14 protein-coding genes are annotated in these 13,690 nt (G+C 72.1%); 6 read left to right on the top strand and 8 right to left on the bottom strand.

Features of this window, described 5'->3' with window-relative positions:
* Positions 1-78 precede the first annotated feature (78 nt).
* Entirely contained in the window at positions 79-1,032 is a 954-nt protein-coding gene (locus tag LXB15_RS02315; RefSeq protein WP_233950681.1) for a D-alanyl-D-alanine carboxypeptidase family protein, read from the top strand.
* Between the two features lie 10 nt (positions 1,033-1,042).
* Here LXB15_RS02315 and LXB15_RS02320 read toward each other — a convergent pair whose 3' ends face one another.
* The 4 genes from LXB15_RS02320 to LXB15_RS02335 all read right to left on the bottom strand — a co-directional run bounded on the left by LXB15_RS02320 (position 1,043) and on the right by LXB15_RS02335 (position 5,750).
* On the bottom strand, positions 1,043-2,119 hold the full coding sequence (locus LXB15_RS02320) for an FAD-dependent oxidoreductase (RefSeq protein WP_233950682.1): 1,077 nt from the start codon (positions 2,117-2,119) through the stop codon (positions 1,043-1,045).
* A 138-nt stretch (positions 2,120-2,257) separates the two neighbouring features.
* Positions 2,258-4,132: a CHASE2 domain-containing protein gene (locus LXB15_RS02325; protein ID WP_233950683.1), complete on the bottom strand. Its 1,875-nt coding sequence runs from the start codon at positions 4,130-4,132 to the stop codon at positions 2,258-2,260.
* Complete coding sequence (locus LXB15_RS02330; RefSeq protein ID WP_233950684.1) at positions 4,129-4,644, bottom strand: FecR domain-containing protein; 516 nt, start codon at positions 4,642-4,644, stop codon at positions 4,129-4,131. The genes LXB15_RS02325 and LXB15_RS02330 overlap by 4 nt, the downstream gene beginning before the upstream one ends.
* Positions 4,645-4,757: 113 nt before the next feature.
* Positions 4,758-5,750, bottom strand: a complete 993-nt coding sequence (locus LXB15_RS02335) for a threo-3-hydroxy-L-aspartate ammonia-lyase (RefSeq protein ID WP_233950685.1) — start codon at positions 5,748-5,750, stop codon at positions 4,758-4,760.
* A 230-nt stretch (positions 5,751-5,980) separates the two neighbouring features.
* On the opposite strand from LXB15_RS02335, the gene LXB15_RS02340 reads away from it, so the two are divergent.
* The 3 genes from LXB15_RS02340 to LXB15_RS02350 are packed head-to-tail and all read left to right on the top strand — an operon-like array spanning position 5,981 to position 8,026.
* Complete coding sequence (locus LXB15_RS02340) at positions 5,981-6,751, top strand: hydroxypyruvate isomerase family protein (RefSeq protein ID WP_233950686.1); 771 nt, start codon at positions 5,981-5,983, stop codon at positions 6,749-6,751.
* A gap of 11 nt (positions 6,752-6,762) precedes the next feature.
* Positions 6,763-7,575, top strand: a complete 813-nt coding sequence (xth, locus tag LXB15_RS02345) for an exodeoxyribonuclease III (protein ID WP_233950687.1) — start codon at positions 6,763-6,765, stop codon at positions 7,573-7,575.
* A gap of 1 nt (position 7,576) precedes the next feature.
* Positions 7,577-8,026, top strand: coding sequence for a DUF1810 domain-containing protein (locus tag LXB15_RS02350; protein ID WP_233950688.1), 450 nt, complete (start codon positions 7,577-7,579; stop codon positions 8,024-8,026).
* Between the two features lie 28 nt (positions 8,027-8,054).
* On the opposite strand, the gene LXB15_RS02355 is transcribed toward LXB15_RS02350, so the two are convergent.
* Both LXB15_RS02355 and LXB15_RS02360 read right to left on the bottom strand, forming a co-directional pair.
* Entirely contained in the window at positions 8,055-8,393 is a 339-nt protein-coding gene (locus LXB15_RS02355; protein WP_233950689.1) for a DUF5335 family protein, read from the bottom strand.
* Between the two features lie 128 nt (positions 8,394-8,521).
* Positions 8,522-8,929 carry a YbaN family protein gene (locus tag LXB15_RS02360; protein WP_233950690.1) on the bottom strand — a complete coding sequence of 136 codons (408 nt, stop codon included), beginning with the start codon at positions 8,927-8,929 and terminating at the stop codon, positions 8,522-8,524.
* Positions 8,930-9,205: 276 nt separating this feature from the next.
* Here LXB15_RS02360 and LXB15_RS02365 point away from each other — a divergent pair, with 276 nt between their 5' ends.
* Entirely contained in the window at positions 9,206-9,829 is a 624-nt protein-coding gene (locus LXB15_RS02365; RefSeq protein WP_233950691.1) for a methyltransferase domain-containing protein, read from the top strand.
* A gap of 76 nt (positions 9,830-9,905) precedes the next feature.
* Here LXB15_RS02365 and LXB15_RS02370 read toward each other — a convergent pair whose 3' ends face one another.
* Positions 9,906-11,312 (bottom strand): PLP-dependent aminotransferase family protein, encoded by a 1,407-nt coding sequence (locus LXB15_RS02370; RefSeq protein WP_233950692.1) that lies wholly within the window; start codon positions 11,310-11,312, stop codon positions 9,906-9,908.
* A 115-nt stretch (positions 11,313-11,427) separates the two neighbouring features.
* Here LXB15_RS02370 and LXB15_RS02375 point away from each other — a divergent pair, with 115 nt between their 5' ends.
* The gene (locus tag LXB15_RS02375; protein WP_233950693.1) at positions 11,428-12,288 is read left to right on the top strand and encodes a DMT family transporter; all 861 of its coding nucleotides are present in this window, start codon (positions 11,428-11,430) and stop codon (positions 12,286-12,288) included.
* Between the two features lie 45 nt (positions 12,289-12,333).
* On the opposite strand, the gene LXB15_RS02380 is transcribed toward LXB15_RS02375, so the two are convergent.
* Positions 12,334-13,662 (bottom strand): chloride channel protein, encoded by a 1,329-nt coding sequence (locus LXB15_RS02380; protein WP_370640156.1) that lies wholly within the window; start codon positions 13,660-13,662, stop codon positions 12,334-12,336.
* Between the last annotated feature and the right edge of the window lie 28 nt (positions 13,663-13,690).

The following is a 13,690-nucleotide window of genomic DNA, read 5'->3' on the forward strand; positions in this document are numbered from 1 at the left end:
GCCTGAAGGGGATGCTGTCAGTTTGACAGGCCAAGCCGGGCGCGCCTAGCTCATTGAAACCACACCGAGGTTCGCCCCGTGACCAGCAACCGCCTTCGCCGGTTCTGCCTGATCGACGTCCTGAAGCCGGCGATCGCCGCCTGTCTCGCCCTGTCGCTCGTCGCCTGCCAGTCGACGGAACTGACGTCGACGGGCCTGCTGCCCTATGCCCGGACGAGCACGCCCAGCACCTTCCTGGGCGAGCCGGAGATCCGCGGCGCCTCGACGCTGGTGCTCGACTACCAGAGCGGCCGCACGCTCTATGCCGACGCGGAGGACGGGCTGCGCTACCCGGCGTCGCTGACCAAGATGATGACGCTGTATCTCCTGTTCGAGACGATCCAGAGCGGCAAGCTGTCGCTCGGCAGCGAACTCGTCGTCAGCGAGAACGCCGCGGCGCAGGTGCCCTCCAAGCTGGGGCTGAAGCCCGGGTCGACGATCCGCGTCGCGGATGCGGCGCAGGCGCTGGCGGTGAAGTCGGCGAACGACGTGGCGACGACGATCGCGGAGAATCTGGGGGGCTCGGAGCCGGCCTTCGCCGCGGCGATGACCGCCAAGGCTCGCTCGCTCGGCATGCGCCACACAAACTTCGCCAACGCCTCGGGCCTGCCCGATCCGCGCCAGGTCTCGACGGCGCGCGACATGGCGACGCTCGCCCGCGCGCTGCTGTCGCGCTTCCCGGCCTACGCGCCGATGTTCTCGAAAACCGGCTTCGACTATGGCGGCCGGCACTACACCGCGACCAACAAGCTGCTGGGCAAGGTGCCGGGCGTCGACGGCCTGAAGACCGGCTATATCCGCGACTCCGGGTTCCACCTCATCGCCACCGCGAAGCGGGGCGGGCGGCGGATCCTCGTCGTGGTCATGGGCGGCAAGACAGGCCGCGAGCGGGATGCCTATGTCACCGAGCTGATCGACCGCTATCTCGGTGCGGCGCCGGTGGTGGCCTATTCGGATGCCGCGTCCTATTCGCCCGGCATCGCCGTCGAGTAGGGCGAGGGCGCTAGCGCGGGGGCTGTCGGGCGACCGCGTTGTAGCCGTCGACGAAGCGGCGGTCGTTCCAGTCCTTCCAGCGCCAGACCCAGCGTCCCTCGGCGCTGAATCCCCATTTGTCGGCGACGGCGCGTTCGTCGGCGGTCGACAGCAGCGTCAGCCAGTGGCGCTGCGGCCGGTAGGGCTCGAGCGGCGCGCCCTCGAGGGCGTGGCGGATGTTGCCGGCCAGGACCGGGCCCTGGCGGACGGCGAAGACCCCGGCCTTGGGGCGCGGATCGGGCAGGGCGGCGATGTCGCCCGCCGCGAACACCGCGGGGTGCGAGAGCGAGCGCAGCGTCGCGTCGACGGCGATGAAGCCGCCCGCGTCCAGCGCCAGGCCGGAGTTCCGCAGCCAGGGCGCCGCGGCGCTCTCGGTGGCCCAGAGGACGGTGTCGACCGGGATGCGGCGGCCGTCGGCGGCGCGCAGCTCGCCTTCCTCGAAGCCCGTCACGTCGAACAGCGTCTCGAGCCGGATGCCTCTTCGTGCCAGCGAAGCCGTCAGGCGGCGGCGGGTCCGCGGGCTGCGCTCCGCAAGGATTTCCGGGTCGCGGCCGACGAGCAAGACCGTCGCATCCGGGCGTTGTCCCGATCCCTCTAGGCGCCTGTGGAGCGCGAAGGCGAGCTCGACGCCCGCGGGTCCCGTCCCGACGATCGCCATGGTGAAGCGGCCCTTGCCGGTGCGTGCTGCCGCGAGGATACGGTCGAGGCGGGCCGCGAAGTCGGCGATCGGCTTGACCGCCAGTCCCGCGGCCGCCGGGGCTCGGTTCGGCACCGAGCCGATGTCGATGGACAGGATGTCGTAGCCGATCGTGCCCTGGTCGCGTATCGCGAGCGTCCGCGCCACCGGATCGAGGCCGATGGCCTCGCCGCGGACCAGCGCGGCGCCGGCGTAGCGCGCCAGCCCGGCGGCATCGATCAGCAGTTCGTCATAGGCATAGAGGCCCGCGACGAAGCCGGGCAGCATGCCGGAATAGGGCGTGCGGACGTCGCGGGTGACGAGGGTCAGCCGGACGCCCGGCACCGGCCGTTCGCCGAACGCCTTGAGCACGGCGACCTGGGCGTGGCCGGCGCCGAGCAGGATGACGTGGCGGAGCGGGTGGGGTGGGGTCAGGCGATGATCCTCGTCGCGGCAGGCAAAGCACCATCCCGGCGCGCCCTCTCCAGATAGGGCCGGGACGAGGCAAGGTCACGTCGGCGCATGCGCGGGAGGCGGCTTCTCCGGGCCGCGGCCGCCCCGGCGCCACAGCGCGACGGTGATCGGCTGCCGGCGGCCGCGGATGTCCACCCGTTCCACCGCATCCGGCTCGCCGAAGCCGGCAAGCCCCTTGTCCAGCGCATCGAGCAGTTCCGCCGATACGGCCAGCGTCGCCTCGTGGGCCTTGGCGACTTCCATCAGGCGGCTCGCGACGTTGACGTTGTCGCCGCTGACGGTGATCTGCTGGTGGGCATCGTGGCCGAGCCGCGACAGCACGACGGTGCCGTAATGCAGGCCGAGGCGGACGCCGTTGCCGCCGGAAGCCCCGGCCGCCGTGCGCAGCCAGGTGCCGACCTGCCGCGCCAGGGCAAAGGCGGTCGCCAGCGCTTCTTCGGCGGTCTCTCGCGTCGCATCGGGCACGCCGAACACCGTCATCGCGCCGTCGCCCATGAAGTTCAGCACCACGCCGTGGCGGGCGGCCGTCTCCTCGACCACGATCGTGTGGAACTCCTTGAGGAACGTGCGCGTCCGCAGCGGCCCCAGTTCCTCGCTGCGGCTGGTGAAGCCGGACAGGTCGATGAACAGGATCGCCGCCGGCTGCTCCACCGGTTCGCGCAGGAACTGCGGATCGCGCGCGATGCGCCGGGCGAGCGCGGGCGGCTGGAAGCGGCGCAGCGCGCGCTCGGCGTCGGCGAGCCTTCCCGTGACCCGGCGATCGTGCATCTGGCGTGCGAGGACGGCAATGCCGATCGGCGGCAGCGCCGCCGCCAGCGGCAGCCCGGCGCTCAACCAGATTCCCTCGCCGAAGAGCACGAAGGTCGCGCCGATCCAGAGGAACACGGCGCCCGCCGCGGTGACCAGCCCGGCGGTGAGCGGCAGCAGCGCCACCAGCGCAACCCCGCCGGCGGCGAGAAGCACCGCCGCGGCGGCATCGACGTGGCGGACCCTGCCGTCGCGGACGAGGCCGGTGCCGTCGAGGAGATTGGCGATGCCGTTGGCGAGGATCTCGACGCCGGGCGTGACGGGATCGAACGGCGTCGGGAAGGTGTCGCCCACCGCCGTCGCGGTGACGCCGATGACGGCGACGCGGCCGACGAGCACCCCGCCGTTTCCGGCCAGGACGCCGGCGGCGCCGACGGTTTCGATCGTGCGCGCCGGGCCGTGGATGCGCAGCGGCAGGTTCCAGCCGAGATCGAGCGGCACGGTGGCGCGCCGCGTCGCGACGGTCTCGCGGGCGAGCACCGGGTCGGCGCCGTCGTAGAGCCCGACCGCCCGCAGCGCGAAGCCCGGCATCGGACCGCGCGCGGTGTCGAAGACGAGGGGCAGATGACGCGGCGTGCCGGCGGCGTCGGTGACGACATTGGCGAAGCCGACCGAGGCCGCCTGGACGAAGGCGGGCAGGGGCCAGAGCTCCCCGGCGGTGGCGGGAAATCCGCTCTGGGCAGGGATGCCGCGATCGAACTGCCCGGCAGCAGCGATGACCGTGGGGATCTCCGCCAGCGCGCCTGCGAGCGCCGCGTCGGCCTCGGGGGTTGTCGGGTCGACCAGCAGGAGATCGATGGCGAGCGCCCGTGCGCCGGCGGCGCGGATGGCCCGCACCAGCGCGGCGAGACGCTCGCGATGCAGCGGGTATCCGCCTTGCGAAGCCACGGTCGCATCGTCGATCGCGACGATCGCGACGGTGGCGGGCGGCGGCAGCGGCCCGGCGGCGAGCAGCCGGAGATCCGCCAGCGGTTCCTCGATGCGGTCGACCGGGCTGCGTTCACCCGCAAGATGCATGGAAGCGAACCAGCCCGACCAGGCGATGGCTGCCAGGACGGCGGCGGCGGTCCACAGGAGGTATCCGGTGCGCCGCCGCCAGATCATCGTCCGAAGCGGGCGAGGAGCCGCGCTACCCGCTCCTGCGGCCAGCGGCGCACGACGAGCGGTTCGCCGGGGCGGACGTCGACGCCTTCGCCGGGCCCGAGCGTCACGGCGCCGGGACCCTGGCGCGCGGCGACCCGCACCGCGCCCCGCGAGACGAACACCGCGGTAGTGCCCGCCTCGACGTCGACGGCGTAGATCGTGCCGCGCACCGAGGCGATGGCGTGCGGCGTCAGGATCTGGAAGCTGCGCGGCGGGGTCAGGTCGACCAGCACGGCGCGGCCGGTAAGGGCGACACTGGTGGGCGCGGCGTTCGCGGCGGGTGCGCGGATGGTGATGTCGGCGGCGGCTTCCGCCTCGATCAGCAGCCCGCCCGGACAGCGGATGACATCGCGGGGCGGATTGCCGGCACTCGCCGACGTGCAGCCGGAAGCCTGCTGCGCCGCAGCGGCACCGACCGAGAGCAGGAGAAAGGCGAGGCTGGCCGCCATCCTTGCCGCAACATCCGAGATCATGACTCAACTCCTCGAGCCCACGCCCCCGTGGGGTGCACGTGACAGGCCAGTATGCGCCGGCTTGGCGCCGTTCCCAAGCTTTGCGCCGCCCGCAACCGGGGCGCGATCGCCGTTCAGCCGGCGAGGAAGCGGGCGTAGCTCGCCAGATCGACATTGCCGCCGCTGACGATCACGCCGACCCGGCGGCCCTCACACGCCACCGCGCCGCTGAAGGCGGCGGCTGCCGCCAGGCATCCGGTCGGCTCGACCACCATCTTCATCCGCTCGGCGAAGAAGCGCATCGCCTCGACCAGCGCTTCGTCGGACACGGTCACGATGCGGCTCGCCAGTTCCCGGACGATCGGGAAGGTAAGCTCGCCGAGATGGGTGGTCAGCGCGCCGTCGGCGATGGAGCGCGGCACCGGGATGGTGACGATCTCGCCTTTGGCGAGCGACTGGCGGGCGTCGTCGCCGGCCTCCGGCTCGACGCCGATCACCTGGCAGCCGGGCGACATCGCCGTGGCGGCAATCGCGCATCCCGACAGCAGGCCACCGCCGCCGACGCAGACGAGCAGCATGTCCAGCGGTCCGGTTTCCTCGACGAGCTCGGCAGCCGCCGTGCCCTGGCCGGCGATGACGTCGAAATGGTCGTAGGGCGGGATCAGCGTCAGCCCGCGCTCGGCCGCCAGATCGCGCGCCAGCGTCTCGCGGTCCTCCTTATAGCGGTCGTAGGTGATCACCTCGGCACCGTAGCCGCGGGTCGCCGCCATCTTCATCGCCGGCGAATCGAGCGGCATCAGGATCGTCGCCGACACGTCGAGGAGCCGGCTCGCCAGGGCGATCGCCTGGGCGTGGTTGCCGGAGGAATAGGCCATGACGCCGCGGCGGCGCGCCTCGGGCGGCAACGCCGCAATGGCGTTGTAGGCGCCGCGGAACTTGAAGGCGCCGGCCCGCTGCAGGTTCTCGCACTTGAAGAACAGCTGGCCGCCCGTGCGCTCGTCGGCGAAGCGCGACGTCAGCACGGGCGTGCGGTGGGCGATGCCGTCGAGACGGCTGCGCGCCGCTTCGATATCGGCGAAGACCGGCGGGGCGGTGCTGCTGCCCGCTTCCAGAGTCGAAACTGTCATGAAGATGTCTCCGCGCGTTCCAAAAGCGCCCGTCCGTCGGCGTTGCGCATTGCGGTGCATGATAGCCGGGCGCGGTAGCTTGCCAAGCACGTCCGTTACATCGCTAACCGCCGAGGCGGGACCCGGCTTTCACTCCGGCTGCCGCATCGGCTATGCATGCACCTGTCTTGCCGACGCCAGCCGCAGAAAAAGAGCCTGTCGGGTCGAGACGCCGCCAGGGAGGTCCGCCGATGCCGCGCTTTTCCGCCAATCTCGGGTTCCTGTGGACGGGCATGGGCCTGCCGGACGCGATCCGCCGCGCGCACCGCGTCGGCTTCGAGGCGGTGGAATGCCACTGGCCCTATGAGGAGGACAGCGGCGCGGTGCGCGCGGCGCTCGCCGAGACCGGGCTGCCGATGCTCGGCCTGAACACGCGCAAGGGGCCGGATGCCGGCGACTTCGGCCTGTCGGCGCTGCCCGGCCGCGAGGCCGAGGCGCGCGCCGCGATCGACGAGGCCTTCGCCTATGGCGCCGCGATCGGCGCTTCGGCCGTCCATGTGATGGCCGGCAGGGCGCTCGGCGTCGACGGGGCGGCGGCGACCTTCGAGGCCAATCTCGTTCATGCCTGCGACGTTGCGGCGGGACACGGCATGACGGTGCTGATCGAGCCGCTGAACCATCGCGACGCGCCGGGCTATTTCCTGGTCGGCATCGAGAAGGCGGCGTCGATCATCGAACGGGTCGGCCGGCCGGAGCTGAAGATCATGTTCGACTGCTACCACACGCAGATCACGCAGGGAGACCTCCTCCGGCGTTTCGAGGCGCACCGGGCGCTGATCGGCCATGTGCAGATCGCCGCCGTGCCGTCGCGCGCCGAGCCCGACGAGGGCGAGGTCGCCTATGACTGGCTGCTGCCCCGGCTCGGCGCGCTCGGCTATGACGGCTTCGTGGGCGCCGAGTACCGGCCGCGCGCCGGCACCGAAGAGGGGCTCGGCTGGCTGGCGCGGATGCGGTCGGCCTGAGCGCGCCGCCGATGCGGATCGCGACCTTCAACGTCAACGGCGTCAACGGGCGGCTGGCGGTGCTGTTGCGCTGGCTGGAGGAGACGACGCCGGACGTCGTCTGCCTGCAGGAGCTGAAGGCGCCGGACGGCAAGTTTCCGGCCGCCGCCCTGGAGAAGGCCGGCTACGGCGCGATCTGGCACGGACAGCGCAGCTGGAACGGCGTCGCGATCCTCGCGCGCGGCGCCGAGCCGCTGGAGACGCGGCGCGGCCTGCCCGGCGAGGACGAGGACGAGCAGAGCCGCTACATCGAGGCGGCGGTGCGGGGCGTCCTCATCGGCTGCCTTTACCTGCCCAACGGCAACCCGGCGCCGGGCCCGAAATTCGACTACAAGCTGCGCTGGTTCCGGCGCCTCGCCGACCACGCGGCGATGCTGATGGAGACCGGGGCGCCGGTGGTGCTGGCCGGCGACTACAACGTGATGCCGACCGAGCTCGACGTCTACAAGCCCGAGAGATGGACCGACGACGCGCTGTTCCGGCCGGAAGTGCGGGCCGCCTATGCCGAGTTCCTGGGGCGGGGCTGGCTGGACGCCATCCGCGCGCTGCACCCCGACGCGGTGATCTACACGTTCTGGGACTATCTGCGGAACGCCTATGGCCGCAATGCCGGCCTGCGGCTCGACCATTTCCTTCTCAGCCCGGCGGTCGCGCCACGGCTCGCCGCCGCCGGGGTCGACAGGGAGGTGCGCGGCTGGGAAAAGGCGAGCGATCACGCGCCGGCCTGGATCGAACTCGCCGAGGCGCCGTTGAAGCGGCGGCGGCGCCCGGCAAAGGAGAGCTGACATGGGTGACGGCGCCTACGACCTCGACCGGTTCGTCCAAGCCCAGGAACCGGTGATCGCCACGGTGCTTGCGGAACTCGCCGCGGGCGAGAAGCGCAGCCACTGGATGTGGTACGTCTTCCCGCAGCTGCGCGGCCTCGGCCGCTCGCCGACGGCGCAGTTCTACGGCATAGGCTCGCGCGGCGAGGCGCGCGCCTTCCTCGACCACCCGGTGCTCGGGCCCCGCCTGAAGCGCTGCACCGAGACCGTGCTCGGCGTCGACGGCCGCTCGGCGCACGCGATCTTCGGCTCGCCGGACGACCTGAAGTTCCACTCCTCGATGACGCTCTTCGCGGCGGTCGCGCCGGACGAGGAAGCGCTGTTCCGCCGCGCGCTCGACCGCTATTTCGACGGCCGGCCGGACGCCGGGACCCTGGCGCTGCTCGGCCGCGCCGGGAACGGTCGCCGCTGAGCGGGCGAGCCGGGCGCGGCGCCGCCCGTCAGGACCAGCTGGTCAGCATCAGCGGCTCGGTCAGCTGCACGATCTGGTGCTGTTCGTCGGCGTCGACGATCTCCATGCTGCGCAAGCCGTCGAGCCCGTCGTCGACGACGATCTGGCGCGGGTGGCGGATGAGATGGTCGACGCCTTCGAGGGCGATCTCCAGCAGGTCGCTTCTCGGCTCGTAGGCGATGCCGATCAGCGGCAGCGACGTGGCCGCGACCTGGTGGCCGAGGGCGAGGCCCGACACCTCGATGCCGGCCCGCTGGCCCGCCAGCCCCTTGGATACCCGGTCGCAATATGACTGCCATTCGGTCTTTTCGAGCATGCGGATGGACATCGTCTCATCTCCCCTGATCGATGTGGGACGCCGGCAAGCGGGGCGTCGGCACGAATATTCGCACAGCACGCGGTGATCCGGATGATCGGGATCAATATCCGCCGACTCAGCCCGGCCGCGCAACGCCGTTATCGAAGGGGGGTGTCGTCGGGTCTCCGGTGACCGCCGTCCGCACGTTCCGGCTCTGGCTCCGGCCGTGTCGCGACGAACAAGCCGGCCCCGGCCAAGGCCACGAACTGGATCGCCAGAACCGTCGCGCCGACCCCGAGCAGCCAGCTGGCGGCGAAGGTGACAACCATGACCGCCAGCGCGGTGCGCTTGGCGCGCCGGCCGATCGTCCTGCCGTTGCGCCAGTTGCGGATCGGCGGACCGAGATGCGAATGGCCGACCAGCCAGGCTTCCAGGCGGGGCGAGCCGCGGGAGAAGGCGAAGGCGCTGAGCAGCAGGAAGGGGGTGGCCGGCAGCAGCGGGAGCACCGCGCCGGCGGCGCCGGCGACGAGGGAAAGACCTCCCAGAAGGAGCCAGAGCCACCGCATCAATCGTCTCCCGGCTCGCCCGGCCGTCACTGCTGCTGCAGATAGGCATCGCGCGGGCGGGGAGCCACATAAAACTAAACCGTCCGTCCCGCGCCCGCCCGCCGGATGCCCCGGGGCCGCGTCCCGTCTTGCACGGTTTCCGCCGCGTGCTAGCTGTCGGCCGGGCAGCCTCGGGCAGGACAATCGATTGAGCCGACATCTGACGCATTCGCCGCTTCGCTCGCGCGGCAGCACGGCGCCGGGCCTTGCGCCGCGGCCGGCAAACGGGGGCTGCCGGTGACGTCCTGGCTGCACCGGCAGCGGCTGGAGGCGGTGCTCGCGGCGGTGCGCGGCTGCGGCGCGCGCAGCGTGCTGGATCTCGGCTGCGGCGACGGCGACCTGCTGGCGCTGCTAGCGGACGAGCCGCAGATCGAGCGGCTGGTCGGCATCGACCTGTCGCAGGAGGCGCTGGCGCGGCTGCGCACGCGGCTCGGCACGAAACTGACCGAGACGGCCGGCCGCATCGCGATCGTCCACGGCTCGCTGATCGAGGCGGGGCCGCGATATGCCGGCTTCGACTGCGCCGTGTTGGTGGAGACGATAGAGCATGTCGACCCGGCCCGCCTCGGCTCGCTCGAGCGGGCGGTGTTCGCCACGATGCGGTCGGCGACGGTGGTGGTGACGACGCCGAATGCCGAGTTCAACGCCCTCTTGGGGGTGCCGCTCAACCGGTTCCGCCATCCCGACCATCGCTTCGAATGGGACCGTCCACGGTTCCGCCAGTGGGCGGAGGGTGTGGCGGCGCGGAACCGCTACCTCGTGACCTGCTCCGACATTGCCGGAAACCACAGGGACTTCGGCGGCGCGAGCCAGATGGCGCGGTTCGTGCGCCAGGAAGTCGAGGTCTCCGAGGCGCCCTGACCCGGGAGCCGGGAACGCGGGGCCTCCGGCGGCACGATACCGGACGAGGAAGGCGCGGGGGCGTCGGCCCGTCCAGCTAGTCAGGCGAAGCGCGCGCGACAGGCAGCGCGCGCAGGACTTCCAGCACCTTGCCGTCCATCTGCGCGACGTTGAAGCGCATCATGTCCGGCGCGGTCTGGGCGACGCTGAAGACGTTGCCGGGCGCCAGGACGACGCCCTGGCGAAGGGCGAGCCGGGCCATATCGGCGGCGTCCTGCCCGTCCGGCAGCCGGCACCAGAGGGTGAAGCCGCCGCGCGGCAGCGTCCATGGCGCGATGCCCAATCCGGCAAGCGCCGCGACGGCGTCCTTGCGCCGCCGGGCGAGGCGGGTCCTGAGCGCCGCCATGTGCTTGCGGTAGCTGCCGTCGCTGAGGGTGGCATGCACGAGCCCGGCGGCGAGCGGGCTCACGCCGCCGAAGCAGGTCGCGACCTGCAGGTCGATCAGCCCTTCGATCCAGTCGCTGCGCGCCGCGATGTAGCCGCAGCGCACGGAGGCCGAGAGCGTCTTGGAGAAGCTGCCGATCCGCACCACCCGGGCGAGGCCGTCGAGCGCGGCAAGCCGGGTCGAGGGCTCGGGCTCGAAATCGGCGAAAATGTCGTCCTCGACGATCGTCATGTCGGCCGCGGCGGCCATCGTCAGGATGCGGTGCGCGACCGCCGGCGAGAGGGTGGCGCCGGTCGGGTTGTGGATGGCGGAATTGGTGACGTAGAGGCGCGGCCGGTGGGTTTCCACGGCCTGCGCGAACAGAGCCGGGTCCGGCCCTTGTGGCGTCCACGGCACGCTGACGATGTGGACGCGGTGGGCGCGCAGCAGCGCCTGGAAGTTGAAGTAGCAGGGATCGTCGAGCAGCACCGTGTCGCCGGGCTGCAGGAAGAAGCGGCACAGAAGGTCGAGCGCCTGGGTGCCCGAACCGGTCAGCAGGATACGGTCGGCGCCGGCCTCGATGCCTTCGGCGGCGAACTGGCGGGCCAGCAGCCGGCGCAGGTCGAGCGAGCCGCGCGTCGGCCCGTAGTCGGCGAGCACCGCATCGTCCGCCCGGGCGAGGCCGCGCAGGGCCTTGCGGAGCGACGCGTTCGGCATCCAGTCCGCCGGCAGCCAGCCGCAGCCGGGACGCGATACCCCGGCGCCGGCGTCGAGCGACTGCCGCGACACCCAGAACGGATCGATCTCGCGCTCCAGCCGGGGCTCGACCTCGGCGAGCAGCAGGGGCGGCAGGGAGCCGGCGACGAAGAAGCCGGAGCCCGGCCGGGAGCGGATCAGGCCCTCCGCCGCCAGCCGGTCGTAGGCCTCGACCACCGTCGACGGCGAGACACCCATCGCCGCCGCGAAGCCGCGCACGGAGGGCAGCTTCTCGCCGGCGGCAAGGCTGCGCGTCGCCATGCGGCGGCGGATTTCGTCCATCAGCGCGACGGTTCGCGTCGCGGTACACTCGGGGGCGGTCATCGGGTAACCGTTCGGCTCGTGTAATCCATACAGTTTGGCCGAACCGTACCGAACCGTTTCTGTCGAAGCCAGTGCCCGCGGCCTAGGAAACCGGCTCATGCGGGAGGGCACGACCATGGATCGAACCTATGCGGGCTGGGGCAGCGGGCTGCTCGGCGTCGTCATCTTCAGCGGCTCGCTGCCGGCGACGCGCGTCGCGATCGGCGGCTTCTCGCCGCTGTTCCTGACCTCCATCCGCGCCGTCATCGCGGCGCTGCTGGGCGCCGGCCTGCTGCTGCTGCTGCGCCAGCGGCGGCCGGCCGCCGGCGACCTCGCGCCGCTCGCCATCGTCGCCGCCGGCGTCGTGATCGGCTTCCCGCTCCTGACGGCGCTCGCCCTCCAGCACGTCACCGCCGCCCATTCCATCGTCTTCGTCGGTCTGCTGCCGCTGGCGACGGCGGGTTTCGCGGTGCTGCGCGGTGGCGAGCGGCCGAGGCCCGCCTTCTGGCTGTTCTCGGTCGCCGGCGGCCTGTCGGTGGCGGGCTTCGCGCTGGCACAGGGCGGGCCCGCCTCGCTGGCCGGCGACCTGATGATGGTCGGGGCGATCCTGCTCTGCGGCCTCGGCTATGCGGAAGGGGCCAGCCTGTCGCGCCGGCTGGGCGGCTGGCAGGTGATCTCCTGGGCGCTCATCGTGGCGCTGCCGGCGATGGCCGCCGTGGCGCTGGCGACGCTGCCCGCGACGTTCGACGGGGTCGGCGCGCCGGCCTGGTGGGGGCTCGCCTATGTCTCGGTGTTCTCGATGCTCGTCGGCTTCGTGTTCTGGTACCGGGGCCTGGCGCTCGGCGGCATCGCAGGCGTCGGCCAGCTGCAGCTGCTGCAGCCGTTCTTCGGGCTGGCGCTGGCGGGGCTGCTGCTCGGCGAGCCGGTGGCTCCGACGATGATCGCGGTCACCGGGCTGGTGATCGCGTGCGTCGTGGGCGCAAAGCGCTTTGCCTGAACATGGCCACAGAGGCCACGCCGGGCGCTCGATGGGCCTCTGCGGCTAGGAACCCGCGTCCTCGCCCTCGCGGGCCTGCGACCGGCGGACGCGCAGCACGTCGGCGACGAAGTTGCGGGCGAGATTATGGTAGAGCGGCGTCCCGGACACCAGGCGGGCGGTGCCGAAGCCGAGCAGCGAGGCGAGCATCAGCGGGATGACGTTGCCATGGTTGCCGGTCATCTCGAGGATGATGACGAAGGCGGTCATCGGCGCCTGGACGACGCCGGCGAAATAGCCGGCCATCGCCAGCGTCGCGGCGAGCGCCGACCCCGCCCCGACCAACACGCCGATGGTGGATCCGAGACCGGCCCCCACCGCCAGCGACGGGGCGAAGATGCCGCCGGGAATGCCCGACGCCATCGAGGCGAGGCCGGCGACGAACTTCTCGGCGAAGAACAGCAGCGGCAGCGGGTCGCCCTCGATCGCGCGGCGCGCCTGTTCGTAGCCGGTGCCGTAGGTGGCGCCGTCCGACAGGAGGCCCACGGCGGCGACGACCACCCCGCAGAGGGCGGCGGCGCCGACGGTGCGCGGCATCGGGGCGCTGGCCGACCAGCGCCGGATCCGGCGCAGCAGCCAGAGCGCGCTGGCGGTGAAGACCGCGCCCAGGGCCCCGCCGGCGACGCCGCAGGCGATCACCAGTCCCCAGTCCTGCATGGTGCTGGCCACGGCGTCGCTCTCGCCGAAATAGGTGTAGTTGCCGGTCAGCCCGAGCGAGGCGAGGCCGGCAAGCACGACGGCGGAAAGAACGAGGCCGTTGGTCCGCGCCTCGTAGGCGCGGCCCATCTCCTCGATCGCGAAGACGATCCCGGCCAGCGGGGTGTTGAAGGCCGCGGCTATGCCGGCGGCCGAGCCGGCGAGGATGAGGCCGCGCGCCTGGGCCATGCCGCCGAAGCGTCCCGCCGCCAGCATGATCGCCGCCCCGACCTGGACAGTGGGTCCTTCCCGCCCGATCGAGGCGCCGGACAGAAGCCCGAGCAGCGTCAGGAGGATCTTGCCCGCCGCGATGCGCAGCGACAGGAGCTGCCCGCGATCGGCATCGACGTCGAGATGGCGCGCGGCGATTGCCTGGGGAATGCCGCTTCCCTGGGAGTTGGGGAAGAAGCGCAGCGCCAGATAGGCCGACAGGGCAAAGCCGGCCGGCGGCAGCACCAGCATCGCCACCATCCCGTAACCCGCGGTGGACCGGACGGATTCGAAGGCCTGGTGCGCGGCATCCGCCAGCAGCGCGAAGCCGACGCTGACCAGGCCGATCGCCAGCGCGCCCGCCCAGAAGACCAGGCGCGGACGCCAGACGCGCTGCGATCCCCAGAGAATGCGGGATCGCCGAAGCATTCGCGAGCGGCGCACGGGTGGGCGGATG

The organism is Aurantimonas sp. HBX-1 (assembly GCF_021391535.1).
Classification (GTDB): domain Bacteria; phylum Pseudomonadota; class Alphaproteobacteria; order Rhizobiales; family Rhizobiaceae; genus Aurantimonas.

What these genes read in the sequence shown, in the direction of transcription:
- LXB15_RS02325 (WP_233950683.1), bottom strand. Translation starts at nt 4,132, where the DNA reads ATGATCTGGCGGCGGCGCACCGGATACCTCCTGTGGACCGCCGCCGCC.
- LXB15_RS02330 (WP_233950684.1), bottom strand. Translation starts at nt 4,644, where the DNA reads ATGATCTCGGATGTTGCGGCAAGGATGGCGGCCAGCCTCGCCTTTCTC.
- LXB15_RS02335 (WP_233950685.1), bottom strand. Translation starts at nt 5,750, where the DNA reads ATGACAGTTTCGACTCTGGAAGCGGGCAGCAGCACCGCCCCGCCGGTC.
- LXB15_RS02340 (WP_233950686.1), top strand. Translation starts at nt 5,981, where the DNA reads ATGCCGCGCTTTTCCGCCAATCTCGGGTTCCTGTGGACGGGCATGGGC.
- xth (WP_233950687.1), top strand. Translation starts at nt 6,763, where the DNA reads ATGCGGATCGCGACCTTCAACGTCAACGGCGTCAACGGGCGGCTGGCG.
- LXB15_RS02350 (WP_233950688.1), top strand. Translation starts at nt 7,577, where the DNA reads ATGGGTGACGGCGCCTACGACCTCGACCGGTTCGTCCAAGCCCAGGAA.
- LXB15_RS02355 (WP_233950689.1), bottom strand. Translation starts at nt 8,393, where the DNA reads ATGTCCATCCGCATGCTCGAAAAGACCGAATGGCAGTCATATTGCGAC.
- LXB15_RS02360 (WP_233950690.1), bottom strand. Translation starts at nt 8,929, where the DNA reads ATGCGGTGGCTCTGGCTCCTTCTGGGAGGTCTTTCCCTCGTCGCCGGC.
- LXB15_RS02370 (WP_233950692.1), bottom strand. Translation starts at nt 11,312, where the DNA reads ATGACCGCCCCCGAGTGTACCGCGACGCGAACCGTCGCGCTGATGGAC.
- LXB15_RS02375 (WP_233950693.1), top strand. Translation starts at nt 11,428, where the DNA reads ATGGATCGAACCTATGCGGGCTGGGGCAGCGGGCTGCTCGGCGTCGTC.
- LXB15_RS02380 (WP_370640156.1), bottom strand. Translation starts at nt 13,662, where the DNA reads ATGCTTCGGCGATCCCGCATTCTCTGGGGATCGCAGCGCGTCTGGCGT.